At 33.8% G+C, this 22930-nt stretch carries 45 protein-coding genes; 12 read left to right on the top strand and 33 right to left on the bottom strand.

Annotation, left to right across the window (positions count from 1 at the left end; translation table 11 throughout):
• Positions 1 to 29: 29 nt before the first annotated feature.
• The 15 genes from BCR26_RS02890 to BCR26_RS02815 form a co-directional block, all read right to left on the bottom strand.
• The gene (locus tag BCR26_RS02890; protein ID WP_245676904.1) at positions 30 to 260 is read right to left on the bottom strand and encodes a helix-turn-helix domain-containing protein; all 231 of its coding nucleotides are present in this window, start codon (positions 258 to 260) and stop codon (positions 30 to 32) included.
• A gap of 399 nt (positions 261 to 659) precedes the next feature.
• The gene (locus BCR26_RS02885; protein WP_069697465.1) at positions 660 to 899 is read right to left on the bottom strand and encodes a hypothetical protein; all 240 of its coding nucleotides are present in this window, start codon (positions 897 to 899) and stop codon (positions 660 to 662) included.
• Between the two features lie 201 nt (positions 900 to 1100).
• Entirely contained in the window at positions 1101 to 1280 is a 180-nt protein-coding gene (locus BCR26_RS02880) for a hypothetical protein (RefSeq protein ID WP_069697464.1), read from the bottom strand.
• Between the two features lie 32 nt (positions 1281 to 1312).
• Positions 1313 to 1738, bottom strand: coding sequence for a hypothetical protein (locus BCR26_RS02875; protein ID WP_069697463.1), 426 nt, complete (start codon positions 1736 to 1738; stop codon positions 1313 to 1315).
• 274 nt (positions 1739 to 2012) lie between these two features.
• The gene (locus tag BCR26_RS02865) at positions 2013 to 2204 is read right to left on the bottom strand and encodes a hypothetical protein (protein WP_069697461.1); all 192 of its coding nucleotides are present in this window, start codon (positions 2202 to 2204) and stop codon (positions 2013 to 2015) included.
• 20 nt (positions 2205 to 2224) lie between these two features.
• Positions 2225 to 2446, bottom strand: coding sequence for a TraM recognition domain-containing protein (locus tag BCR26_RS02860; protein WP_069697460.1), 222 nt, complete (start codon positions 2444 to 2446; stop codon positions 2225 to 2227).
• A 39-nt stretch (positions 2447 to 2485) separates the two neighbouring features.
• Positions 2486 to 2713 carry a hypothetical protein gene (locus BCR26_RS02855; RefSeq protein ID WP_069697459.1) on the bottom strand — a complete coding sequence of 76 codons (228 nt, stop codon included), beginning with the start codon at positions 2711 to 2713 and terminating at the stop codon, positions 2486 to 2488.
• A gap of 16 nt (positions 2714 to 2729) precedes the next feature.
• Entirely contained in the window at positions 2730 to 2942 is a 213-nt protein-coding gene (locus BCR26_RS02850; protein WP_069697458.1) for a hypothetical protein, read from the bottom strand.
• A 114-nt stretch (positions 2943 to 3056) separates the two neighbouring features.
• Positions 3057 to 3239, bottom strand: coding sequence for a hypothetical protein (locus BCR26_RS02845; RefSeq protein ID WP_069697457.1), 183 nt, complete (start codon positions 3237 to 3239; stop codon positions 3057 to 3059).
• A gap of 13 nt (positions 3240 to 3252) precedes the next feature.
• The gene (locus BCR26_RS02840) at positions 3253 to 3549 is read right to left on the bottom strand and encodes a hypothetical protein (protein WP_069697456.1); all 297 of its coding nucleotides are present in this window, start codon (positions 3547 to 3549) and stop codon (positions 3253 to 3255) included.
• Positions 3550 to 3671: 122 nt separating this feature from the next.
• Complete coding sequence (locus BCR26_RS02835) at positions 3672 to 3881, bottom strand: hypothetical protein (RefSeq protein ID WP_069697455.1); 210 nt, start codon at positions 3879 to 3881, stop codon at positions 3672 to 3674.
• A 13-nt stretch (positions 3882 to 3894) separates the two neighbouring features.
• Positions 3895 to 4248, bottom strand: coding sequence for a hypothetical protein (locus tag BCR26_RS02830; protein ID WP_069697454.1), 354 nt, complete (start codon positions 4246 to 4248; stop codon positions 3895 to 3897).
• Between the two features lie 132 nt (positions 4249 to 4380).
• Complete coding sequence (locus BCR26_RS18705; RefSeq protein WP_209591816.1) at positions 4381 to 4911, bottom strand: hypothetical protein; 531 nt, start codon at positions 4909 to 4911, stop codon at positions 4381 to 4383.
• Between the two features lie 188 nt (positions 4912 to 5099).
• Entirely contained in the window at positions 5100 to 5465 is a 366-nt protein-coding gene (locus BCR26_RS02820) for a hypothetical protein (protein WP_069697453.1), read from the bottom strand.
• Between the two features lie 34 nt (positions 5466 to 5499).
• On the bottom strand, positions 5500 to 5949 hold the full coding sequence (locus BCR26_RS02815; protein WP_069697452.1) for a helix-turn-helix domain-containing protein: 450 nt from the start codon (positions 5947 to 5949) through the stop codon (positions 5500 to 5502).
• Between the two features lie 230 nt (positions 5950 to 6179).
• Here BCR26_RS02815 and BCR26_RS02810 point away from each other — a divergent pair, with 230 nt between their 5' ends.
• A complete protein-coding gene (locus BCR26_RS02810) occupies positions 6180 to 6740 on the top strand; it encodes a tyrosine-type recombinase/integrase (protein ID WP_069697451.1) in 561 nt (186 codons plus the stop codon).
• 783 nt (positions 6741 to 7523) lie between these two features.
• On the opposite strand, the gene BCR26_RS02800 is transcribed toward BCR26_RS02810, so the two are convergent.
• The 5 genes from BCR26_RS02800 to BCR26_RS02780 all read right to left on the bottom strand — a co-directional run bounded on the left by BCR26_RS02800 (position 7524) and on the right by BCR26_RS02780 (position 10123).
• Entirely contained in the window at positions 7524 to 7841 is a 318-nt protein-coding gene (locus tag BCR26_RS02800; RefSeq protein WP_211272279.1) for a hypothetical protein, read from the bottom strand.
• Between the two features lie 540 nt (positions 7842 to 8381).
• Positions 8382 to 8975: a hypothetical protein gene (locus tag BCR26_RS02795; RefSeq protein WP_139124861.1), complete on the bottom strand. Its 594-nt coding sequence runs from the start codon at positions 8973 to 8975 to the stop codon at positions 8382 to 8384.
• A gap of 137 nt (positions 8976 to 9112) precedes the next feature.
• Positions 9113 to 9301, bottom strand: a complete 189-nt coding sequence (locus tag BCR26_RS02790; protein WP_069697447.1) for a hypothetical protein — start codon at positions 9299 to 9301, stop codon at positions 9113 to 9115.
• A 1-nt stretch (position 9302) separates the two neighbouring features.
• Positions 9303 to 9878, bottom strand: a complete 576-nt coding sequence (locus tag BCR26_RS02785; protein WP_069697446.1) for a type I-C CRISPR-associated protein Cas8c/Csd1 — start codon at positions 9876 to 9878, stop codon at positions 9303 to 9305.
• Between the two features lie 14 nt (positions 9879 to 9892).
• Positions 9893 to 10123: a hypothetical protein gene (locus BCR26_RS02780; RefSeq protein WP_069697445.1), complete on the bottom strand. Its 231-nt coding sequence runs from the start codon at positions 10121 to 10123 to the stop codon at positions 9893 to 9895.
• Between the two features lie 81 nt (positions 10124 to 10204).
• Between BCR26_RS02780 and BCR26_RS18700 the strand changes: the two genes are divergently transcribed.
• Positions 10205 to 10354 carry a hypothetical protein gene (locus tag BCR26_RS18700; protein WP_211272278.1) on the top strand — a complete coding sequence of 50 codons (150 nt, stop codon included), beginning with the start codon at positions 10205 to 10207 and terminating at the stop codon, positions 10352 to 10354.
• A 160-nt stretch (positions 10355 to 10514) separates the two neighbouring features.
• Here BCR26_RS18700 and BCR26_RS02775 read toward each other — a convergent pair whose 3' ends face one another.
• From BCR26_RS02775 to BCR26_RS02745, 8 genes are all read right to left on the bottom strand, one after another.
• Positions 10515 to 10637 carry a putative holin-like toxin gene (locus tag BCR26_RS02775; RefSeq protein ID WP_069697444.1) on the bottom strand — a complete coding sequence of 41 codons (123 nt, stop codon included), beginning with the start codon at positions 10635 to 10637 and terminating at the stop codon, positions 10515 to 10517.
• Positions 10638 to 10823: 186 nt separating this feature from the next.
• On the bottom strand, positions 10824 to 11033 hold the full coding sequence (locus BCR26_RS02770; RefSeq protein ID WP_069697443.1) for a hypothetical protein: 210 nt from the start codon (positions 11031 to 11033) through the stop codon (positions 10824 to 10826).
• Positions 11034 to 11126: 93 nt separating this feature from the next.
• The gene (locus BCR26_RS18900) at positions 11127 to 11546 is read right to left on the bottom strand and encodes an HNH endonuclease signature motif containing protein (RefSeq protein WP_245676902.1); all 420 of its coding nucleotides are present in this window, start codon (positions 11544 to 11546) and stop codon (positions 11127 to 11129) included.
• Positions 11547 to 11642: 96 nt separating this feature from the next.
• Positions 11643 to 11915, bottom strand: a complete 273-nt coding sequence (locus BCR26_RS18895; protein WP_245341869.1) for a hypothetical protein — start codon at positions 11913 to 11915, stop codon at positions 11643 to 11645.
• Positions 11916 to 11919: 4 nt separating this feature from the next.
• A complete protein-coding gene (locus BCR26_RS02760) occupies positions 11920 to 12150 on the bottom strand; it encodes a hypothetical protein (protein ID WP_069697442.1) in 231 nt (76 codons plus the stop codon).
• A 21-nt stretch (positions 12151 to 12171) separates the two neighbouring features.
• On the bottom strand, positions 12172 to 12510 hold the full coding sequence (locus BCR26_RS02755) for a hypothetical protein (RefSeq protein ID WP_069697441.1): 339 nt from the start codon (positions 12508 to 12510) through the stop codon (positions 12172 to 12174).
• A gap of 87 nt (positions 12511 to 12597) precedes the next feature.
• Complete coding sequence (locus tag BCR26_RS02750) at positions 12598 to 12840, bottom strand: hypothetical protein (protein WP_069697440.1); 243 nt, start codon at positions 12838 to 12840, stop codon at positions 12598 to 12600.
• A gap of 17 nt (positions 12841 to 12857) precedes the next feature.
• A complete protein-coding gene (locus BCR26_RS02745; RefSeq protein ID WP_069697439.1) occupies positions 12858 to 13040 on the bottom strand; it encodes a hypothetical protein in 183 nt (60 codons plus the stop codon).
• Positions 13041 to 13612: 572 nt separating this feature from the next.
• Between BCR26_RS02745 and BCR26_RS02740 the strand changes: the two genes are divergently transcribed.
• From BCR26_RS02740 to BCR26_RS02695, 10 genes are all read left to right on the top strand, one after another.
• Positions 13613 to 13828, top strand: coding sequence for a DUF4314 domain-containing protein (locus BCR26_RS02740; protein ID WP_069697438.1), 216 nt, complete (start codon positions 13613 to 13615; stop codon positions 13826 to 13828).
• A gap of 20 nt (positions 13829 to 13848) precedes the next feature.
• Positions 13849 to 14256, top strand: coding sequence for a hypothetical protein (locus tag BCR26_RS02735; protein ID WP_069697437.1), 408 nt, complete (start codon positions 13849 to 13851; stop codon positions 14254 to 14256).
• Between the two features lie 11 nt (positions 14257 to 14267).
• Entirely contained in the window at positions 14268 to 14627 is a 360-nt protein-coding gene (locus BCR26_RS02730) for a hypothetical protein (RefSeq protein ID WP_069697436.1), read from the top strand.
• A gap of 1 nt (position 14628) precedes the next feature.
• Entirely contained in the window at positions 14629 to 15090 is a 462-nt protein-coding gene (locus tag BCR26_RS02725; protein ID WP_069697435.1) for a hypothetical protein, read from the top strand.
• 57 nt (positions 15091 to 15147) lie between these two features.
• Complete coding sequence (locus BCR26_RS02720) at positions 15148 to 15441, top strand: hypothetical protein (RefSeq protein WP_069697434.1); 294 nt, start codon at positions 15148 to 15150, stop codon at positions 15439 to 15441.
• Between the two features lie 57 nt (positions 15442 to 15498).
• Positions 15499 to 16041, top strand: a complete 543-nt coding sequence (locus BCR26_RS02715) for a hypothetical protein (RefSeq protein ID WP_069697433.1) — start codon at positions 15499 to 15501, stop codon at positions 16039 to 16041.
• Positions 16042 to 16662: 621 nt separating this feature from the next.
• Positions 16663 to 17100: a hypothetical protein gene (locus BCR26_RS02710; protein ID WP_069697432.1), complete on the top strand. Its 438-nt coding sequence runs from the start codon at positions 16663 to 16665 to the stop codon at positions 17098 to 17100.
• 21 nt (positions 17101 to 17121) lie between these two features.
• Complete coding sequence (locus BCR26_RS02705; RefSeq protein WP_069697431.1) at positions 17122 to 18639, top strand: DUF4942 domain-containing protein; 1518 nt, start codon at positions 17122 to 17124, stop codon at positions 18637 to 18639.
• Positions 18640 to 19261: 622 nt separating this feature from the next.
• Positions 19262 to 19612, top strand: a complete 351-nt coding sequence (locus BCR26_RS02700) for a hypothetical protein (RefSeq protein ID WP_069697430.1) — start codon at positions 19262 to 19264, stop codon at positions 19610 to 19612.
• A 267-nt stretch (positions 19613 to 19879) separates the two neighbouring features.
• On the top strand, positions 19880 to 20347 hold the full coding sequence (locus BCR26_RS02695) for a hypothetical protein (RefSeq protein WP_084386994.1): 468 nt from the start codon (positions 19880 to 19882) through the stop codon (positions 20345 to 20347).
• A 148-nt stretch (positions 20348 to 20495) separates the two neighbouring features.
• On the opposite strand, the gene BCR26_RS02690 is transcribed toward BCR26_RS02695, so the two are convergent.
• The 5 genes from BCR26_RS02690 to ssb are packed head-to-tail and all read right to left on the bottom strand — an operon-like array spanning position 20496 to position 22921.
• Positions 20496 to 20849 (bottom strand): hypothetical protein, encoded by a 354-nt coding sequence (locus tag BCR26_RS02690; RefSeq protein WP_069697429.1) that lies wholly within the window; start codon positions 20847 to 20849, stop codon positions 20496 to 20498.
• Between the two features lie 8 nt (positions 20850 to 20857).
• Positions 20858 to 21592 carry a hypothetical protein gene (locus tag BCR26_RS02685; protein ID WP_139124860.1) on the bottom strand — a complete coding sequence of 245 codons (735 nt, stop codon included), beginning with the start codon at positions 21590 to 21592 and terminating at the stop codon, positions 20858 to 20860.
• Between the two features lie 9 nt (positions 21593 to 21601).
• Entirely contained in the window at positions 21602 to 21793 is a 192-nt protein-coding gene (locus BCR26_RS02680) for a hypothetical protein (protein ID WP_069697427.1), read from the bottom strand.
• A complete protein-coding gene (locus BCR26_RS02675) occupies positions 21794 to 22411 on the bottom strand; it encodes a thermonuclease family protein (RefSeq protein ID WP_069697426.1) in 618 nt (205 codons plus the stop codon).
• A gap of 21 nt (positions 22412 to 22432) precedes the next feature.
• A complete protein-coding gene (gene ssb, locus BCR26_RS02670) occupies positions 22433 to 22921 on the bottom strand; it encodes a single-stranded DNA-binding protein (RefSeq protein ID WP_069697425.1) in 489 nt (162 codons plus the stop codon).
• Positions 22922 to 22930: the final 9 nt, after the last annotated feature.

Below are 22930 nucleotides of genomic sequence, written 5' to 3'. Positions count from 1 at the left end.
ATACACTTCCCTTTTTAATTTTTAACAGCCTACTTGCTCTTATTTCGTTCATTTTTTGCTTCAAGCTCAGTCATTCCTACCAAATGTTCCATCCCCTCACGAGTTATTAGATATGTTTTCCCAAATTTTCTAATTGTTCCTTTTTTAAATTTTTCAGGGTACTTTACAAACTGCTGTCTTACATACCCTTCATTTTTCCCCCATCTAACACTCGCTTCAGTGGCTGCCATCAGATCATCAGTGTCTAGATTGATTTCCACTTCATTCACCTACTCGTTCCTGGTAACTTGTAATGAATTGTCTGCTACCATTAAATTTGATATACTTTAATCGTAGCAAATTTTCCTAAGAACACTTTGTTACATTGGCTCTTATACTAAGCGAATAGTATAAGAGCTTTCTGATTTAAAAAAAGCGGAAAAGTTACTCTCATTACCTCCTTTCTCTGAAAAATAAGCGACACCGCTTACATATATGATACACGGTATCGCTTATTTTAGCAACAAGATTTTCAAAGCAGCTTTTGATTTAATAAGCTAGAATTAAAAAGACTTGTTCTTCTTTGTCAAATCCATCGGTTATGTTTCCAGGTTGAGCTAGATATTTTGCACGTTTTTTCATCATATTTCCTCCTAAAGTTATTGATCCTTTTTGATAATTTATTCTAAGGTCGCTAACATTTTTCTTACAGATTCTTTTAAACGTAGCTCTTCTGATATTTGAATAAAAGTCATTGAAAACAATTCAATATCTGAAGCCAACTCCATATAGTCACTTGATTCCATGTGCTTGTGTGCCTTTTTTAAACGAGTAATGAGATTTGTAAGTTGCATATCAAACTCTTGTTGCCTTTTTTTCATGTCAGAAAAATTTTGTATTTTCGCTTCCTCAATTTTCATTCTTCTAATCCCCCCTGATCATTTTTTATATATAGTTCGTTATTTTTAGTTTGGCCATTCACCAGGCATTAAATATCATTCGCTTTTAAGAAGGATATCCTGGAATATTTTTAACTTCAGCCGGACAAGATTAATTAAGAAACCGAACTATCCTTTTTATAATTACGAACTTAATTTTTACAGCTGTAACAAAAACACTATCTAATCACGAACTATCTGAACTTTATCTACTAATACATTCCTAAGTCCTGTTTTTGAGAGTACTTTCATTTTAGTAAGAGCTTTTGCTTCTTTTTCGTTCTCCGCTCTGACTGTCTGAGTACCTTGATAGTAACCGAACAGATTTGCTCCAGTTGTCCAGTGTGTTTCATATGTGTTCATTGTTCTTCATCCTCCTTATCCTTTTTGATAATCTATCTCCAATTCCATCTGCTATGAGATCTACTTTTAATTCTTTTCGTTTCTAAACACTTAGAATTGGCATCTGCTGTCAAATCATTAGTATTCATTTCTTCAAGAACTTGTTCTGTTATAGGAATAATAATTTCACCGATTGCTTTATAACTATCTTCATTCGGCTCTTGATAGTAACTACTAACCTTCTCTAAATATATAGGCATTTTTTCAAGCCTTAGTCTTTCGTATACTTTTTCCATCAACAATTCATATTTATCCTTTGTGAAAAATCGACTAAGCATTAGAATTGCATCAACATCAGGATATTCTTGGCTTTCAAAACTGTACGACTTTTTATTAAGATCGTAAATAGATTTGTAGATTAAATTCTGCAATTCATTTTTAAATCTAGTAAATTTGTCCATATAACGCTCATCCATCATCTTTTATCTCCTGTTCATTCATCCTTTTTGAGATTATTTAGTAGCTCAGTTAGTCCATTTTTGATTCGTTTTCTGATTTTCTTGTCGAGCCGACTTTGTGTTTTCCGTATAAATACCCTATAACATTGCAGAACCAAACAAAAAAATGACACAACAAGTAAATGAATAATATAGCAAACGCTAAAATTATTAATATATTTAAACTCCAGTAAGCAAAATCATTGTATTTTTCCATTTATTCCCTCCCATCCTATCCCTTTTTAGAAGCTAAATCTTACTTTAAGTAACTTTTAGAGTACAAAGTAAGCAGAGATTTTATGCCTGATTTCTCCAGTTTATTTTCCTTTATCACTTCATTAGCATGTTGATTCCTCATTTTTTCTAATTCATTTTCTAACCCAAAAGTTGTTTTCGGAACTTTCCAATTATTGCTAAAATCTATCCAATCAATATTTACCTTTACCATAAATCTTCACTCCTTCAGTCTTAATACCTTTTGAGAATATTTTTAGATTCACTTTGTCCATATTGTTTTTCTAAATCTTCTATTGACTGAAAAATGACTGTAGTGTCAATGGAGGTATTTGAAGCATTAGCTAACGATTTTTTTAATCGCTCTTTCTTTTCTTCATCCATATTTTCAATCTCGTGATCTAAAATTAATTGATCTTGACTCAGTAAATGATTTCTGTTTAAAATATCGCTCATAAGTTTCCACCATACTTTCTTTTTGATCCTTTTTGGGAACTATTGATATAATTTTTCAGACAAATCGAACTTCTTTATTTGTTCTTCCGTTGCTGTGTTATAGCTTGAATCATCATCCTTTATTAAATAAGGGCTACAGAACATCTTTCCTGTGGCTTCTTCTAAAAATATTGAATAGAATTCTGAAACAAAATTATTTTCCCAATGTGGAACGAGTTTATAAATATTCCCATTTTTATAAAGGTAGTCGCCTAATTTATGTTTCACCTGCTAATATCTCCTTTCAATCCTTTTTGAGAATTTCGTCAGCTTCAGCCTGATTTTTAACTATAGTTACATTTTTAGGCAAGGAGGATTTAAACGAATCATACTCTCCTGTTTCATCAACAATCACTGTTTTTTTATCTTTTAGTACAGCCTTTAAAACGTTCATTTTTTTATCATCACCTTGTAGCCATGTGCACGCATCTTGACCTAAAAACAATTTATTTTTCATATAATACTATGAAATATATTAAGGCTCCTAACAACATGTATTCTACTTTCATTGTGAAATTTTCCTTTCTACAAATATATACTGAACATTTTGGAAATAAGGTCTCAGAAATTACTAGCTCCATTCGCATGATTCATGTAGGCAATGATTCAGCTCTTCTTTCAACCTTTCTTCATGCTTTTCAGAAGAAACACCTTCAAGAAAAGAAGAAATGGTTTCCTTTGAATAACCAATAGCTTCTAGTTTTCCACTTGTTGTTAAATGGGCTATTTCACTTGCTGTTATAGTCGTTTTCACTTTAAATCCCCCTTCAATCCTGATCCTTTTTGAGATCAAAAATTTCTCTATCTTGTATGATTCTATAAAAGTCTCTTATTATTCCAAATGCTCTCTGTCGTTCATTGAAATCTGGTATACGTTCCTCGAAATCAATTTCTTCTAACAATGTGTATAAATTGATTAAGTCTGCTTGTATAGAAATTCCAATAGTTGTTTCTTTATCATTTATAAGCTGTTGCAATGAGTCTTCTAAGTCTTCTGTTTCAAAATAATCTGACATATACATGCCATGTAAAATCATACCGACTTGATTTGCTGTTAGCTCCATCTTTAGCCCTCCTTTTAAAGACGTTCTAAGGTATTTGTACACCTAAAAAATCTGAAAACGTCTTAGAATCATCCTCTGAAAAACGTATATGATTTTTTGGATTTGATCTGACTTTTGATAGACTATCGAATTTCAGGAATCAAATTGTTTACATTTGTGATCTCGAAATACATTAATAAGTTAGTTAACCCATTTACGCCTAACTTTGCACTGTCAAACGTTCCTTTGTTATACATTTCTAGAAGCATTTCCAATTCAACGCCTGTTTCTTTTGCTACTACTTCAAGCGTGACTTTTTTCTCATCGACGTATTTTTTAAGATTTATTTTCAAAAATATTCCTCCTTTATTTTCCATTTAATTCGTTAATAAAATGACCTTTTGCTAATTCGTAGTAGCTGTCTGTCATTTTTTTTATTAACTCATGCTTAGATATTTTATGCCCTGATTCCTCATACTGATCTAATAGCCACTGCATCTTTCCCTCTGTGTCTGATTCGCCATAGATTTTCTTTTCAGCGTATTTGGTCATTGCAGCAGCGTTCTTGAATTTCATGTTTTCTATTAAAGATTCTCCACTTCTTAATTTACGAACGCTAGTTTCGCTTTTGATCCCATTCTTTTCTGCAATATCAGAATTTGGCTCCCTATCAGGATCATCAAAAAGTAACCATTTAACTAAACTTCCATCCGCATACATAAAAATTCTCCTTTACAGTAGCAGAATTGCTTGCTACTAATTAATTTGATATAGTTAATTAGTAGCAAACGAGTTTCCCAACTTTCGTTGTTACATTTCATACTCTTGGACTGTTACAGCAGTTCAGGAGTTTTATTTTTTTATTCTACGAGGAATAAAGACTACGTTTATTTTTTTGTTCATTGGCAGATCAGGTTCTCCATCAAAATCATTATTTGAAATTGAATATAGTGCAGGAAAATGACAATCTGTATCAATATCTTTCCATAATTTTTGGTTGCAATCCTCGTATACTGCCCTACCCCAATCGTCACATCCTATAAATTTCAACTCTATCGATTCCGAAGATTCTTTCTCAGTAGTTTGAAATTCTGGTTTATATACTGAAATTACTGTCGTAACTTCCCCCCTATCTGATAGGCACTCACAATATGTAATGTCATACACATCACTTGTAAATGGTTCTCTCACTCTTTTGCCAGATCGAAAAAGTTCAATTTGTTCTTCTTCACTCTCAAATACATATACATATGTTGCTTTTGACAACTCAATTTTCTTTTTCATCAAAAACCCACAATTGACTAAGTGAATCAATACCGCCACTAGATCGCCTTTTAGCGTTTCATTCATCTTTATTTCTTCTAAACATTTTTCTTTTTCCATTTGTATCATATCCCTTCTTTATCTTATATACACATTGTATCGCACTTTAGTGCGTTTGTAAACACTTAAGTGCGATTGTGATAAAAATATTTAAGTACATGGTTTTAAGTAAAAGAGCGTATAAAAAAAGTAACTAGTTTTACCTCTAGCTACTTACATATTTTCTTTCCTTAAAAGCATACCTAAATCTATTCCTTACTATACAGATCAGCAATATGTTCCATTGCATGTATGGAACGCTCAAACTTTTCAATTGAAGCAAAATTTTCAATTTTTCTTTGGGCAGTGCTTATCCTTTGAAACATTGGCCCTATATTATTAACGTCTATAGTTCTATCATTTAATGATTTCTCTATATCTGCTAATCTTTCATCAGGAGTCATTAACGCATTCGGATATTCTAACAAAAAGCCTTCAGAAGTAAATTCATCACATTCCTGAGTAATTCGTTCTAATTCTTTTTCTACTTTCCACGCTGTAATACCAATCATCGTAGCCAACTCACAAATTTCTCTCGCCGTTAGCTCTACACTATACAATTTTTCTTTTTCCATTTTTTTCTCCTGTCTATTAATTATTTTATGTTAACTAGCAATCTTTTTTGTAATAAAACGTTAATCCATAATCAAACTTAATCCCTCGATTTTTCTTTGCAGCATCCAAATATTTTGATTTTGGAATATTTTTAGAAGTGATCCCTACACCTTCTGCGTATTCTCGAACAAGTCTCATCATTCTTATGTGAGCCTCTTTTTCTGAATGGACAACTAGCTCATTAACTATATTTGAATCTTTTAAAACAATGACCTTCCAACATTCTGCATTTGCTTCCTGTTCCGTTTTTTTCGTGAGATATTCCATTCCCTGACGTGATATTACTATCGTAGGCTTATTTACATTTCCAATAGTCACAATTGATCCCTTTAAAAATTTATTAGGATACTTAGCCCACATTTGCTTAATATAGGACGCATTGAACCCCCAACGTTCACTTGCTTCTGCACCAGTCATTAATCCTAGTTCTGTTAAATCAACCATCTTTACACCCCTTCTTTCATAACCTATATAGTTTATAAATATATAATAAACCATATAGGTTATTTCGTCAAGTCGAAACTCCATTTCCAGTACACGCTTTTGGCTAAAACCGTGTATGTGAAAACCAGTAAAATAAAGGGTATGTTTTTCAATTCGTCACAAGTACCTAGTTATGTTAAAATAGAAATAAAATAATGTACTGAAAAACATAAAAGACTGGAGCTTTTACTATGAGAAAAAAAGAGAATGTGGAGCCGTTACGAACTGAAACCGAGATTCAAGATTTCCTCTTTTGGTTGCGTCGATCTAAAAATTCTGATCGAGACGTTTTTTTATTTAAGCTTGGGATCAATACAGGTTTGCGAATGTCTGATCTCGTGAGTTTGAAAGTTTCGGACGTTGCTGCTTCCATTAATCCAAAAATTAAAGAGAAGAAAACTGGAAAGACCAGAGTTCTATTCTTGGCCAACCTTCAGGAAGAAATAAAAGATTTTACAAAAGACAAAAACCTTGAAGACTGGTTATTTCCAAGTCGTCAAGGTAAACATGAACCGATTAAAGTGAATACGGTCTATCAATTATATCAAAAAGTGGCCAATAATTTAAATCGGAAAGACATTGGAACCCACACTGTCCGAAAAACTTTTGGCTATCATTACTATCGCAGCACAAAAGATATTGCGACACTAATGGAAATATTCAATCATACTTCCCAACAAATCACGAAGCGTTATATAGGTATTCGTGAAGAAGAAATCAGCGAGACGTTCAAGAATTTTAAAATTGGATAACAAGTTGGGAGATATTAAACAACCTCTGAAAGTCACTACTTAGGAAACCACTATTTAAGTTGTACAATTCAGAAAAACATTATATACTAGGTAATATGTTGGGAATGGCGACTCATCCATGATTCAGAAAGGAGTGTTAGCCATGTCCGCATACGAAACAGTAATGGTGCTTTTGGCAGTCACTAAGCTTTTTTTAGACCACAAAAACGACAAATAAAAAAACTCTTGTCCTTACCTGCTAAGTAAAATCAAGAGTCCAAAAAAAGAAAATAGTGAGTTAGTCCAAACCCAACATTTTTATTTAAAAGTTAGTGTTCTAGCACTAACTTTTTTTATTTGAAAATCAAGCACAAATGTAACCGATTTGTGACTATCTATAGGTTAGCATAAAGTAAATAAGTTTAAATGTCAATTACTTTACTTTTTTTACGGATCAAACAGCAAGGAATTTAGTTGATTTTTTCAGAAAATTTTAGAGCCGATTTTTTCTTTTTTTTTTGCACATAATAATGGAGTTTTTAAATTCCCTTTTTATAAAATCTATGAGATCAATTAACTTCTTTCCCAACCATTTTTTAAAGCTAAGTTTGTTTGATTTTTTGATAGTAATAAATGATAGCATGTAAAGGTTAGTGTATTTAATACGTTTAAAAAAATCAATTCCTATAAGTATTGATAGCGAAAAAGATTGTCTCTTTTTAAAAAGAAACAATCTTTTAAATAATTTTACCATCTATTTAAATCCACTAGCTCTAAACAGAGCTAGACACATGCATATAATTATTATCTCCAGATATTTTTTAAGTCTTTTCCAGCAGCTGTTCCTGGACCATCAACAACGTTTGAATACGTAGTAAAATTAATATATTGAATAATTTCCCTCGAATCAAAATCCACTTGGCACAAGGAATAGTATTCATCATCCTCTAGCTCTGATACGCTCTCTTTTGCATATGCTAACGCATCTTCAAACGTATCAAATATTGCCAATTTAGAAATATCTTTAGTTGGCTTAGATTTGTTTAAATCAAGTTCTGGATCTAAAAAATTTTCTAGAATTATTTTCTCTTTGTCAAATATAAATTTCCCCATTTTTTCCACCTTTTCTTTTTTATTAAATTGTATCATATATAAAATAATAAAAAATGGAAAAATTTACTTTTAGAATAATACTTCTTGATGTATGGACTACTACTGCTTTCTTCCTTTCTTTTTAAGTAGTTTTTTTAATTATACATCGTACTATTTACTAGTCAGAAATCCCACCATTTTTTAAATAGAACCTTTTGGTAATCCTGCTAAAAGATTTTATTAGTAAAATCTTCCGGTTCTGCTGTTCACCAGAGTATCTGTACTAAATCTTACATCTAAACAGATTTTTGACAGAAACTACAGGAGGAATTTAACACCTCTTTGGGAGTGTAGACAAGTCCTTATGTCTGTGTTGTATCCGCATCTAGGGTATCCTTACTATCTGTTACATATATTGATAATAAGGATCACTTTGTATTTCAACAAAGGGTTAGGGAACAACTAGCTACAGCTATCATTTCACTTACACTAGCTGCGATACATTGTTTACCACATGAAAGCTTGTCATAGACGCCCTATTCATAACAATGTACCCCTAAAATTTTAATCTTAATAGACATAAATGCTATAGTATATGTCTCTGTTTTCAGCATTCTCTCTCCAATATTTAAGACCTTTTTTAGAGAGTCTTTTTAACATGGATTTTTGTTGCCTTGTCAATTTATAATGATATTTTGGACTTTCTGCAATAAACTGATTGCAAAGATTTTTAATCCGATTTTGTACTCGTTGTTTTGGTAAGGGTAGCTTTCTTTTGTTGAAGTATCTAACTACTCCAATTTTTAAGATTTCGCGAACTCTTTCAAATGAGTATTCATCATTTGGTATTAGTTTATCTAATTCCTGTTCTATCTTTCCACGCTTGGAATGATAGCTATATTTATGAATAATCCTTGATAAAGAGGAATAATGCCACATGCCTAACTGATTATCACGTTCACCGTATTCATGATACAAGTAAGCATCATTATAGGATAAAAGATTCCCAGCTGCCCCTCTTTTTAGGTTAACTACTGTTAGTTTTGAATAAAGAACGTGTTTTGTTGGATTTGCTTCTTTTTCTTTTCTCTCATTGACAATTTGCCACATAAAACTCGTAGCATTACAATCAATATCTTTATGCTTCTGTTTCAAAATAATCATTCCTTTCCCAACTGTCAGGGAAATGATATAATGAACCTATCAGTTGGATTTTACTTTAGTCGGTTTAGTTCAATGGTTGCTGTCTAATGTCTGTTAGACAGCTTTTTAGTGAATATAATTAAAATAATGGATTTTCTTTAAACCCTTTCTATTTTTTTTAAATCTGCAATATACGTTCCTGATTCACTGAAAACTTTCAAACTTTCTGGATCATAAGTCAATTCGATTTCAGTATCCAATGATTTGTTAACTTCTTTTTCGTCTGCAGAACTTGCAACTATTAAACCATCATATTCCAAAGCTTCTAAACTGTTCAATTTTTTCATTTTATTCTCCTTCTTTCTTGTTTGTTTTGTCGTAATGTTTAATATACTTAAAATACTGTTTATCTGCTTTTAATTCTGCTCTTTTCTTGTAGTATGCTAGTAAGTAACTAGGCTCTAATGGTTTATCTGTAAAATCCTCAGTATCAAATTTACTCACTATAGACGTTACTTCATCTTGTAATTCGAGGTATGTGTGTAAGTTTGCTGAAACTAATGTTTCGTGCATCTTTTGAAATGTAGAAGTTGGTCTTTTACTATATGCTTTCAATTCGCTTTGAGTGATCCCGTATCCTGATCGAGTATTAGCAAGCAATAATTCTAAAACAGCTAATAACTGACCAAAATAATCATCTCTTGTATTCTGATTATTATTGTAAGGATTGTCTGGAGAAATTACGAAATTTGATAATCTCGTCAGCATCCCTTCAGACATTTTTTCTGGAGAAACTTTGTCATTCTTTAGATTGCCAAGAGTGGTGTGGTTCACACCACTCTTTTCTGAAACATAGCTGACTTTGAGTTTGTTTTCTTGTAGTAATTTTCTCAACTCTTTTACTCTGTCAATTTTTACAGTCATGACATGATCCCTCCTTAATTAAAAACGATATCAAAATAATCAAGTGAGTTCGTTTCTATTTTATTAAAAACTTTTTTTACATCCTTGTTAACAATCAATTGTTGTATTTCAGCATCATAGTTGTTGAATGTTTCTAAATACTTGCCATAACCTGTTAGAACAATCGTAGCATTATACTTTTCCATCAATTGATTCTCTACTTCTTCCATCAAGTCGATAATTTCTAAATCCGTTAACTGTTTCATCTGTACATCCCTCTTTCTCTTATCTATAAATTAATTATAGCATATCATTTCAAGTTGTGCAATAGTTTGCAATAGTTTTGAATGGTTTTTTTCGAGAAAAGTGGCTATCTGAAAACAAAATACATTTTAGTAATCACGAACGAACGTGCGACCATGTATATTATTTTTGGATCTAATACCGAACAATTTTCAGCTTCAGGAATTTCTAACGTTCGGATTCAGCAATTATAGACCTTATGTATTGAAAACTAGATAATCCCACTAAAAAGTGCTATAATGAAATAGAAAAAGAGGATATGCGTTAACATATCCTCTTTTGTAGAACCGTTTAAGACGGCAGCAAGTTTTTATAGGTTAAAAATAACCGTTATCTCGCCAAAGATATGAACGGTTATTTTTTTTTGTCGTTTTTTAGCAAGTCAACAACTAGCTTAATCAGAGCAATAGCAAACATGCTAAAGCTTAGAATGAGCTGAATTGTCTCTAATGCAGACAAAAGGCTTACTCCTTTCATAGATTTCAGCACTTACATTCATAAGCACCACACCCTTTCGGAAGTCGCCACCGTCATAACTTTTCTACTCACTCATTATATCATAAAAAAATCGACTTTTAGACAACTCTTTTGAACACATAAAAATACCCTATTAGAGCGGTTTTTCAATCGTCTAATAGGGTATACTTATTTGTTCTTTTTTGATTATGATTCATTTTCTACCTTATCAATGTCTGATCCAGCATATTCGATACACTGGCTACACAAATCATTAGTAATCCAGTAACAACCACCTGGGCAAGCGTTATTCCATGTACAGCCACATATACGACATGATCTAGTATCTTCATCAAAAATATTCCATTGATCTTGATAGACCTTCAATCGTTGTTCATATTTCTCAATTGCATCCATAAATTCACTTCCTTAATTTTTGGATATGAATTTGGATCTATTGCCGAACTATTTTCACCATCAGGAATTGCGATTGTTCGGCAAACTCCAAACTTACTCACTAAAAGATTTCTTCTTAGCAGCGATAATGCTAGTTATATCTGCTAATTTTATGCCGACTTCTGTAACTTCTTTACTTTTGCCAATCCAACCATTTTTATTCAGTCTTACGAGTTGACTCTGACTAATAAGAATAAGGTTTTCTATATCTAAATTTCCCTTATTTCCATCTGCAAACAGGATCACATGCCCTTTGGGGATAGGTCCATTTTCTTTTTCCCAAATAACACGCTGTTTATTCACCCAACGTTCCTGATACGGTCCATCGTCTTTTACTTTAATTAATGTATACCCGTCTTTATCAATCATTTCAGAACCAACAGGTTTATAGGTTACTGGCTTTTCCCCTTTTTTGAAAGAGGTGCTATTACCACCTACGTTATACATTCCTTTAGTTCCTTTGTTAATTGGCACATGTCCTTTTTCAAAGTAACCTGTCAACCCACTAGAAACACGATGATTTTGTTTCCACCCCTTAATCTGCTTGACTTGAAAATTAGTATGAAAATTTTAATTTAATAAATCCGTCAATTCCTGGTTGGATCTATTCTTAACGTTGTCTCTAATAAAATCTTGTTGTTCGAGGGTGAAAATTCCTCCTGTGTTTTTTCTTCTACGACAAGTTCCACTCTTAATCTTATGGTTATTCTTATAATTTTTAATTTGAGCAGGTGTAATCGACAGCCCAAATTTTTTGTTAAATGCAGCTGCTATTTCATCATTATATCTGCCTGGAGCAATTTCTCTAATGAACTTTTTTTGAGCCTCGGTATATTTCATCATAGTCTTAGCCCTCTAGCATTTTTGGCTTAGTTGCTTTTGGAAAGTCTAAATCGTACAGTTGACTACCTCGTATAACTGTATTCGCATTATCTATTATTTTCTCAGCAATACCCTTCATTGCTTGCGCACGCTTGATTTCCTTTTCTAGCTCTTCCATGTTCAAAGCATCGTCGTTCAATCGTTCAATTTGTTCAAACAAATGATTATTTAAGTCCGTTAATTTGTTCTGTGTCATGCTTTCGTCTCCTTATAGTCATTATTTAATTTCAATAAATTTTCCTTTTACTAATTCAAAATAGTAATCTAACGCTAATCTATACAATTCCGTTTCTGATATTTCTTTTCCTTTGAATTTAAACTCTTCCAACAAGTAGTCAATTTTTTCTTGACTCACTTTAGGATCTCCCAATTTCTTTGTTTCAGCATACCTGGTTAACTTAGCAGCGTTGCCAAATCTAAAATTATTGATATTACTGATCCCATTTTTCAGATCCTTAATCGTTGTCGCTGGTACACCTGAATTTCTTGCTATACTTGCTGCATTCTCTTTGTGCTCATGCAATAACCATTCAATTAATGTTGAATCTGCTCTCATAGTTCTCACCCTTCGGTGGTAGTTTGTTTGCTACCACAAATTATGATATATTAATCGTGATAGCAAACATACTCTAGAGGTTTTTTGTTATCTGTCTTGTTCTGTTCCAGCAGAACAAGCTTTTTTTTCATCCAAATTTCCCACCTCCTCTTCATCCTCAGCCAATCTTTCAGCTAAATTCAGAAAATAACCATCCTTACTATCAAAAAAATCCCAATCGACAACAACATCATAGAATTGATTTTTAATTACCACATCGCTCCCGTCTGGTATATTTTCAACACACGCTACAATCTTTGCTAACTCTTCTAAAAACACTTCTTTCAACAATTTTAGCCCTCATTTCTTCATAGAGATACATGGAATAATTTAACCACTCCACCGTTGTAATGTTCATCAAACCAATGCCAAATTTCCTCTCGATGCGTTCCTACTGGAAAATCGTCAAACGTTTCTTCAATACATTCGTTGTCATCAATTGGAATATCCCCCAAGTCGCTCCACATTTCTTCTAACTTCACTTGATCCATCCTTTTTTCACCTCCTAACACTATTATACGACGGTTGTCCGTCGTTGTCAACGGTTAACCGTCGTTTATTGCTAATTACTTTTAGTCTCGAAAAGAAAAAAAGACCACCACTTCGTGGTTAGCATTCGCCAAAGGCTCATGCTGTCGCTTGCGAAGAATCAATATACAGTCGTTCAATCGGAATCGCTTCGCCCTTCTTTCTCTTCCTTTGACGCTTCGCTATATTGATTCTTCGCATCGTCTGACTACCTCAGACGACCGCTCTTTTTGTAATGGCTGCCGACGTGCGTCGACTGCCACCCCACTCGGCTACGCCGACCAGGGCCCCTTTTAGGTCAAACCCCAAACAGTTTTATTTTTTTGCTCGACCCTCTCGGCAACTGCGTTGCCTATACCATAGCTTTCGCTTACATTCGCAAGGGAAGATACACCTACACCTGCATCCAATTAAAATTGGTGCAGCTGTACGCCCTTGCAAATCGCTCAATCGATGGTATTTACTGGTCAATCAACCAAAAAAATAAAAACATGTTTGAAGTAAGGTACTTCAGGCACTACTTAGGAGGAATTTTATGATTGATTTCACACTCGTTGCAAAACTGAAAGAGCAATACCCTACTGGAACTAGAGTACAGCTTATAGAAATGAGCGACCCTTATCCAGTTCCCCCACTTACCCTTGGAACAATAAGACTTGTGGACGATATAGGACAGATTCATGTTCGGTGGGATAACGGAAGAACATTACCTCTAAATGTGGTAGAAGACCACTTCAAAACAATCAAATAAAAATCAAAGGAGTTTCAAACATGGCAAATACTTATTTTGACGAATTTTCTAAATTCACAAAGCCTAAAATGGCACAAGCAATGGAAGACCTAACTTACTTATACAAAGAAACAAAAGTACCAAAAAAACACTACGAGGAACACCTTTCTGCTACCATCGAGGAATTGATGGAAGCGAACGTTCAATTGAACTTAGTAAATACTTACTTTTCCATGCTTAAAGATTTGTACGAACAAAATCCAAAATGGTTCTTTCAAGCATTGCTTTGTTTGGATATGAAAGTGAAGCTTACCAGTATTAAACCCTCACAACATCAAGCATTAGAAGCCACATGGGAAAATCACTCCAGTAAAAAAGGAGCTAAACTCATGGACATTGAAACATTAGCTTTTTTTCAAAATACCGAAAAAAACGGACTAAATAGATAGGAGAGAAAAAAATGGAAAACATACTTGTAGGAATTGTAGAACTAGGTTTTACTGATGAATTTTTTATGCTAGTTAAAAACGAGTGGGCTATCCAGTTAGCCCCTCGTCATCAAACACTACTAAGAATTTATGACGAAACACATGAGTTACTTTTACTTACCAGAACCACAAATGATTCCACGAAATATTATTTGTATTTTGGAACATATGAACATATTGATTCTACCCTTGTTCATCATACTCAATTTGACGTTGAACTACCGACAGAAATGCTTTGTAGCATGGATACGGACGAGTTAATCGAATTTTTTAAAAACGCATTTGCGGAACGAAATTTTTTTTGTATTAAACAAGAAGAAGGGAAGCAATAATATGGAAAACAAATTAGAAGTATTGCTTGAAAATGGTTGGGAGTTACGAATTATAGCAACAACTACTCATGTCACAATTGAACTTTACTGCATCGATTCAGACGAAACCTTTGACACTATCTTACTATCAAACATTTCAGCAATCCCATTGAAAGAACTGATAGCCCATGCTAATAATTTAGCTGAAAACATCCCTAACTACTATTACCACATGATTGAATTACTCAACACCATCAAAGCCAAAGAAGAACAAACGCTTTACCGCATTCAAGTAGAAGATATAGAAGAAGTCGTTTCCGACAAAAAAAATTTAGACACACTGATTGATAAATTTACTCGTGGTTTCTCTTGTTTGGAAGACGTTCAATTTTTCATACAGTTTGCGGAGGACGATATTAATAGAGAACGGCGCAACCAATTAAAAGAACAATTAGAAAGGCGAGAGAGAGCGAATTTTAATTGAATGTACAAACAGGTAGTCAAAAATCTACATTATCACATAAACAGGAGGTACATTAATATGCCTTATTTAGAAAAAACTCTTTTCACTTACATGAAAGGAAAGCCAACAAAAAATAACATTTTAAAGTCAATTTATGTAGAAAATACTAAAAAAAACACTGCCCACATTATCTGTGAACCGTACGACAACGCTTATAACCCTGACAAAGCAATCAATTTATTAAAAAGGAGAAGAAAAAACATTCTAAAAACTCTGAATGTAGAATCTCTCTATGTTGAAATTTACGATGAGTGGGGGCTAATAGCTGGAGGGGAGATTGGTCTTAATTATGACAGTATCGGATGGAGTTGAAATAATGTGTCTTTGACTTTAAAAAATAGTTATAAGAAATCGAAAGGATGAATCAAAATGGAAATACCTCTAACTTTTGAAGATTTTGGAATTGAGAGAGGAATAAAAAACGACTGGTCACTAACTCATCATTCTATTGGAGAGGATATTGCAAGCGTGAGTAACAAGACGCATGAACTGCAAATTTTTGTCTATCGAAGTAGCGGGGAAGAAAACGAGCTGTACTATGAAATGAATTATGTAAAAAAAATCCATTACGGTAATGACGGTGAGTATGACGTAGAAATTATAACATCTAATACATTTGAACCGCTTGAAGACGAACTACAAGAGTTCAATGAAATAGCTGAACACTTTTGCTATGAATTCCTCTCTGAACAACACAAACATTTTAGTAAACAATGGTTTATCAAATATGACGCCGAGAAAAATTATGATATATCCTGTCTTCTTTTGTTCGATACCACATACTTAAAAAGTGTTCCAGAAATCCAAGAATATGTAGAACAGCCTACGTCAGAAAATACGTGGGAGATTATAAATATATTGTACAAAAAAGGATTAGATTATTACACAGTTGAAATTATGCAAGATTGTTAAAAAAAGCGGTCATTCCTTTGCTTAGGCAAAGAAACGACCGCTTTAAGGATAAAACCCGATTACTCCCTTCAGGTCGTTAACAATCGGGTTTGAGCGTGCTAGACAGCACGCTTTTATTGAAGATTCGCCGTGCGTTCCGCTCGTCGAAAAGACCACCACTTCGTGGTTAGCATTCGCCCAAGGGCTCATGCTGCCGCTTGCCAACAATCAATATACGGTCGTTCAATCGGACCCGCTTCGCCCTTCTTTCTCTTCCCTTGACGCTTCGCTATATTGATTCTTCGCATCGTCTGACTACCTCAGACGACCGCTCTTTTTGTAATGGCTGCCGACGTGCGTCGTCTGCCACCCCACTCGGCTACGCCGACCAGGGCCCCTTTTAGGTCAAACCCCAAACAGTTTTATTTTTTTGCTCGACCCTCTCGGCAACTTCGTTGCCTATACCATAGATCTCGCTTACATTCGCAAGGGAAGATACACCTACACCTGCATCCAATTAAAATTGGTGCAGCTGTACGCCCTTGCAAATCGCTCAATCAATGGTATTTACTGGTCAATCAACCAAAAAAATAAAAACATGTTTGAAGTAAGTTACTTCAGGCATAAAAAGGAGGATTTTTTATGATTCCAATTGAAGAAAAAAAAGTAGAGGCTGTTAAGCGATTGAACTACTTCGATTTACATTCTGATGTTATTCGTCAATTTGAAGACGATTCTATCGTTTTCTACACTGAACGCAGTCTTTTAAATGTCAATCAAAATAAAAGAGTGATAGGTGTTCTGTACCATGTCACTGAAGAAATGAAAACACTGATAGAATCATTCCAACAAGAATATAGCGCTTTGGTCTATCACGTGGTAAAAACAAACACTGAATTTGGTCTTCTCTATGATTTTATGTATGTTTCCAACCACTCAGAAGAGTGGCCAGACGATCACGAAGACCTTAAAAACAATACCGCCTTCGTTTACTGTAACAATATTTCAGACCCTCATTGTTCTGAATACGGAACTATCGCTATTCAAGCAAGTGGCGGCGGATTAATAAGAATTTCTTAATAAAAGAAAGAAGGAATGAACATGAATATAACTCAAATTGCTAAAGAATTGAAAGTAGAAAAATTACTATGTAAAAATATGCCTAAGTACTCGGCACACAACAACTTAATTGTTAACCCTCAATCACTTCCAGTGATTGAGGAAATAAATGAATTGAATGGTAGAAACAGCAGTCATTCTTTTTCTATCGTTTCTAATGAAGAAGACTCCCTCAAAGAGATAAAATCTAAAAATTTTGATATTATCGCTTATGATTTTCTATCCCTTGAAACTTACTTAGAATTTAATACCATCATTATGGTTCCACCAATTGAACAACAAGTGCAATATTTAATGAAAGCTATTCTTTTAGCTTCAACACAAGTAGAACACGCGTGTTTCATTTCTTCTGTTATTTCTACGGAAGCTCTTGCCTCAAACAATGGAACGTTAAAAATGCTTGATAAACACAATCCTGAAATAGACTACTATGAAAACTTGTACGATGATGGCAAAACATATGCCGTTATTTCACTAGTTATTGATTCTAAAAAAACCGAAATGTTAGATATCCTACAAACAAGTTACAACCCTAGATACGGAAAATCTGACAAATTAGAAACAGGGTTAAGTACCCTTATAGCCGACAAAGAAGTTCAGAACCGAATGAAAGAAATTCGTTATCTTGTTTCCGCTTATCACCAACATGTACACGTGATAAAAAATTTCTACAAGGCTAAACATGTTAGAGAAGCTTTTGAGTCTAAGATTAAATCAAAAATAAAGGAAGTGACAAGTAGAAATACTTTCTATTACCACACACCAGTAAGTTATAGTTATGAGTCAAACATCAACAATGAAATAATGATTTTACGTAAAAATTATTGGGAACAAATTTTACAAACACAAGAATTTAAGAATCAATTGACTTCTCATGGCTCTTCTCTCATGAACGAAAAAATAGCAGCTGCTAGGAAATTAGAAGTAACCGAAGAGAATATTATACTTCTCTTAACTGCTCTTATGAACAATGGTCATGAAATCATTTTAGAAAGTTGCTTAGAGTGGTTTGAAAAAATAACCAATTACCACATGAACTCAGGTAGTAAAAACATTCATTACTACAACGGATGGAAAACCAACAAAGCACACAAAATAAATAAAAAAGTCATTATTCCGTCATATGCATTTGGGAGGTTCTACTATTTAAATTCTTTCAAAAAAACCGAATCATTTGAGGACTTGAACTACTCAACAAAAGATTATATAAACGACCTATTGAAAATGTTCAAACTACTTGATCCAAAAGTACCTACAGAGTTTACCATGATAGAATACAACCATTTCGAGAACGATTTCATGAGATTTAAGTTATTTGCCAAAGGTACTATGCACATTTGGTTCAAAGATTTAGAATTGCTTGAAAAATTAAATTTTGTATGTGGCCAACATTACGGTTGGATACCTACAAGTGAAGATATCAAAAACAAACCAGAAGCCCAAGAGTTTATGAATGAACATTTTTCCATCTTAGGCGATACAACCGCATTAAATCAATAAATAAAAGGCTAGAAAATCTTTGCTCTTGCAAAGATTTTCTTAAAGGATAAAACCCGATTACTCCCTTCAGGTCGTTAACAATCAGGTTTGAGCGTGCTAGACAGCACGCTTTTATTGAAGATTCGCCGTGCGTTCCGCTCGTCGAAAAGACCACCACTTCGTGGTTAGCATTCGCCCAGGGGCTCATGCTGCCGCTTGCTAACAATCAATATACGGTCGTTCAATCGGACCCGCTTCGCCCTTCTTTCTCTTCCCTTGACGCTTCGCTATATTGATTCTTCGCATCGTCTGACTACCTCAGACGACCGCTCTTTTTGTAATGGCTGCCGACGTGCGTCGTCTGCCACCCCACTCGGCTACGCCGACCAGGGCCCCTTTTAGGTCAAACCCCAAACAGTTTTATTTTTTTGCTCGACCCTCTCGGCAACTTCGTTGCCTATACCATAGATCTCGCTTACATTCGCAAGGGAAGATACACCTACACCTGCATCCAATTAAAATTGGTGCAGCTGTACGCCCTTGCAAATCGCTCAATCAATGGTATTTACTGGTCAATCAATCAAAAAAATAAAAAAACATGTTTGAAGTAAGTCCATTCAAGCACAATTCAGGAGGGTTTCTTATGATTCAACCAAAATTTATTCATTACTCACTCAACAACAATTATTTTAAAATTAAGTATTATGACGTAATTCCAGCATTTACAATCGAAACAATTTCTATTTTACTCGATACTCATAATTTTCTTGGTGTTGATTTATCTAAAAATATCTCGATTGTCTACAGCTTAAATGAACATAACACCTGCTCTCTTAAAGTCCATTGGGATAACAAAGTCGAAATAATAGACTCTGATAATTTTTTGCTTGTTGGTCGTGATCAAAATAATAAATTGATCCCACTAGATCCCATTGGAGAATACGAGGTTGCCTTATTTCTAAAATCAATTACTGTTGAGGTAACTCCCACATGATCCTATTATCTCTTCAGCCGATTTTTAAATGCCTATTATTTCTATTGAAAAAATTTGTTCAGTTTACACTTGTATTGATTCTATTATTATTTGTTTGTCACTTTCCCAATCAATCGTCGTCATTTCAGCAGACAACAATTATCATATTTTCTACTGTAACCCTGGTGATTTTAATAAAAAGACACCATTTCTAAGTAAAAGACTGTTTTTTATTGCCTTTTTGTGTAATATATACAGTGTACTATCATTTTAAAGGAGCGGAACAACATGGATAATGCAACATGTAAATATTGTGGTACTTACCTGGACAAATCACTTCATTGTCCATATTGTGATCTTACTTTTTCTTCAGAAGAAATCTGTTTTAACAGTGAAAGACAAACTCAAATGATTTATGAAATCCCTATGATTAGGGAAAATGAACATTTGATCTTTGAGCTAATGTCTCGAAGTACTGAAGACTTATTAAATGAAAAAACACTAACCTTGTATTATTTACTACGGGCAGCAAGAAAAGCTAAAGATATTTTTTTTAGAGAAAAAGACCAGGAAAGATTTACTTTCTTCACTAAAAAAAATTTTATTATTGAAAATATTTTGTTGGAACGAGAGGGTTGCTTTCCACTTTCTGTTTCCGATGCGTTTTTAAGAAAGAAACAAGAAGAGGTTCAAAAGTTCGAGAATAATTTGGTTTTTAAAAATAGACAAAAAATGTCCGTACTGAAGATCCAATAATCACTCCAGCTTTATAATACTTTTGACAAACCCGTATTTCGACATTTTTAATTAAAAGGCAATTTTAACTTACCAACGTTAAGATTGTTTTTTAGTTTCTAACAATATCTCCTCATTTAATTGCAAAAAAAAAGGCCCGTTGAAGGCCTTAATTAGTATTCGATTGTGTAATATATTCGTCGATATGTCTTTCAATACAATCTTCGCAAGTTACACCATGTACGCTCCAATCAACATTTACTTTGCCACATTGAAAACATGTTTCTAGAAACTCTCTGTCCTCTTCAAGGTCCTTTCCTTGATAGTATATGGCAACATCCTGTTCACTTCCCACTTGCACACTAAAGGACATAGCTTCTATCTCGTCACCCAATGATACTAGTTTTGTCACATACAAATAGCTAACCTCTTTTAGAAGATCCGCTCTGATCTCTGCTTCAACAATGTTACTTAAATGAATTTGCCTTTGCCAACCATAGACTTTAAAAGTTATGCTATTCATCTTGATTTTTAACCTCTTTCCAAATTATTATTCACTTGGACGTTATCTCTACTCTCTTTTTCATTATTTCTAAACAAAATTCTATCAATTGACACACTGGATTCTTCGGGAGACCACTTATAGAAAAGTCTTGCAAAAAAAGAAGAATCTTCAGAATATCTTTTGAAGTACACTCTTCCTTTTTCCACATCAACTTTAGTTATTTCATGCCAGTGACTAGATAGTAATTCAGGTATCCTTTCATCTTCAATAGGTGTGATTAAATCACCGACTGTCAACCCACTTAATTCTTTTATAATTAAAGAATTCTCTACAATTTTTGAAGTTATTTTTACTAAATTTCCACTTTTGTCAATTTCATCATCTTGATCAAATAATGGATACCATTTCAAGGATCTGCAATCGTCCTTTCTAAAATCTTCCAAAAGAAGTTGGTGCAATTCAGACAATAAATAAATGGCTGTTCCTACTTTCGATTTGCCAGTTATTTTTGCTTTTTTATAGTTTTTAACTGTTCCCTCAAAGGTGTAACGAGTAGCAAAATAGCTAGGTATCATTCTTCCCCCTATTTCAATCTCTACATTTTCCTCACCCATAGTGTCCATAATAATACCTAACCCTTGTATCCATGTATCAATTCCTAAGTCAACTTCAAAATCAATTTCTATTACATTTGATGGTATCACTTTCATCTCTATTCCTTCTTTCTTTTCTATGTTATGCTTTCCTGTTAAATCCACCATTTCAATAATTCACTGTCTAAATAACGTAAAATAATAATATAGTGATAAAACTAACAGTGCTCCGTACATTAATAGTCCAAACGTAATAATAATAACCTTACTTTCTCTTATTGTGCTTAAATGGAATAAGAAAAGAGAAATAGCAGTGAAGACTACTACTACAAATAAAATAGAAAACTGCATTGTGATTTCTTTCAGCATCTAGTTAAACCCTCTTTCCGTCACATATCCTTTCAAACTCCAAATGCCAACACCTTGACTTCTGGCGATGTTCTCACTAGCTGTTAACTGTTCTAAATATGTTGTGTTCGATTCACTTACATAAGCGATACGAGCCAACCCTTCCCGAACTAAAATGTCCTGTACTAATTTGCCATCAACAAATACATAGACCAGCGTGCGTGGTTTCCTATCAATTGTCTTTTCTTTTTGATCCCCTCGATCAAACATTATTTCAATTACTGAAGCATTTTCTAAAAGTCCTTTTGTTCGGTCACTAGCCTCTTTACCAAAAGGTTGAACCGAAACACCTGGTTGAACCGTTTCTGGTGTATCAATAAGAAGATAGCGGACTCGTATCGTTTCACCGTTTAAAAGAAAGTCGCTTGTGTCTCCATCAATAGAACGAGCCAATTGAACAGGGATTTTTTTAAGGATCGGAAATGAATTTGCTTCAGCACTGTTCGTCATACCGTTAAGCTTATCTTCTAGTTGATCTGTTTGCTTTTTAATTTCATGTGGATCAATCATACATCCTGATAAAATGAATAAACCAGCTGCTAAAAACAACAGCTGGTTAATCTTTTTGAATCGCCTCATATGTCTCTCCCTTCAGTTCGATCAGAATGGAACATCGTCATCCGTAATTTCCATATAATCATTTGTTCCATACGGATCATAAGAACCATTTTCTTGATAGAGTGAATCTGTTTCTTCTTTGTTCCAAGTATTAGTAGTATTTATTGGCTTGTTGCTAGTAGTATTAGTACCTGCCATTCGTCGATTGATTACGGATTTGGATTCTAATCCGTGAAAACTCTCAACGATAACTTCTACAACGAAAACTTTTTGTCCTTGTTTCATATAGCTTCGAGACTGAAGAACACCTGTGACATCAATCAACATGCCTTTTTTTAATTCTCTCTCAACCTTAACAGCTGTCTCTCTCCAGGCAACGCAAGGAATGAGATCTGTCTTCTTTTTTCCGTCAGCGCCCACATTGTCTCGTTCATGTACAATTGAGAATGTTGCATACTTCACACCCTTCTTAGTTTGACCACAATTTGGATCTCTCACAAGACGTCCAACCACAATTGAATTGTTTAACATAATAACCCT

It is taken from the genome of Enterococcus rivorum, from assembly GCF_001742285.1.
In the GTDB taxonomy this organism is placed as follows: Bacteria; Bacillota; Bacilli; order Lactobacillales; family Enterococcaceae; genus Enterococcus_L; species Enterococcus_L rivorum.
Note: the sequence above shows the minus strand (reverse complement) of the source record. Positions and strands in the feature narration are given on the sequence as shown.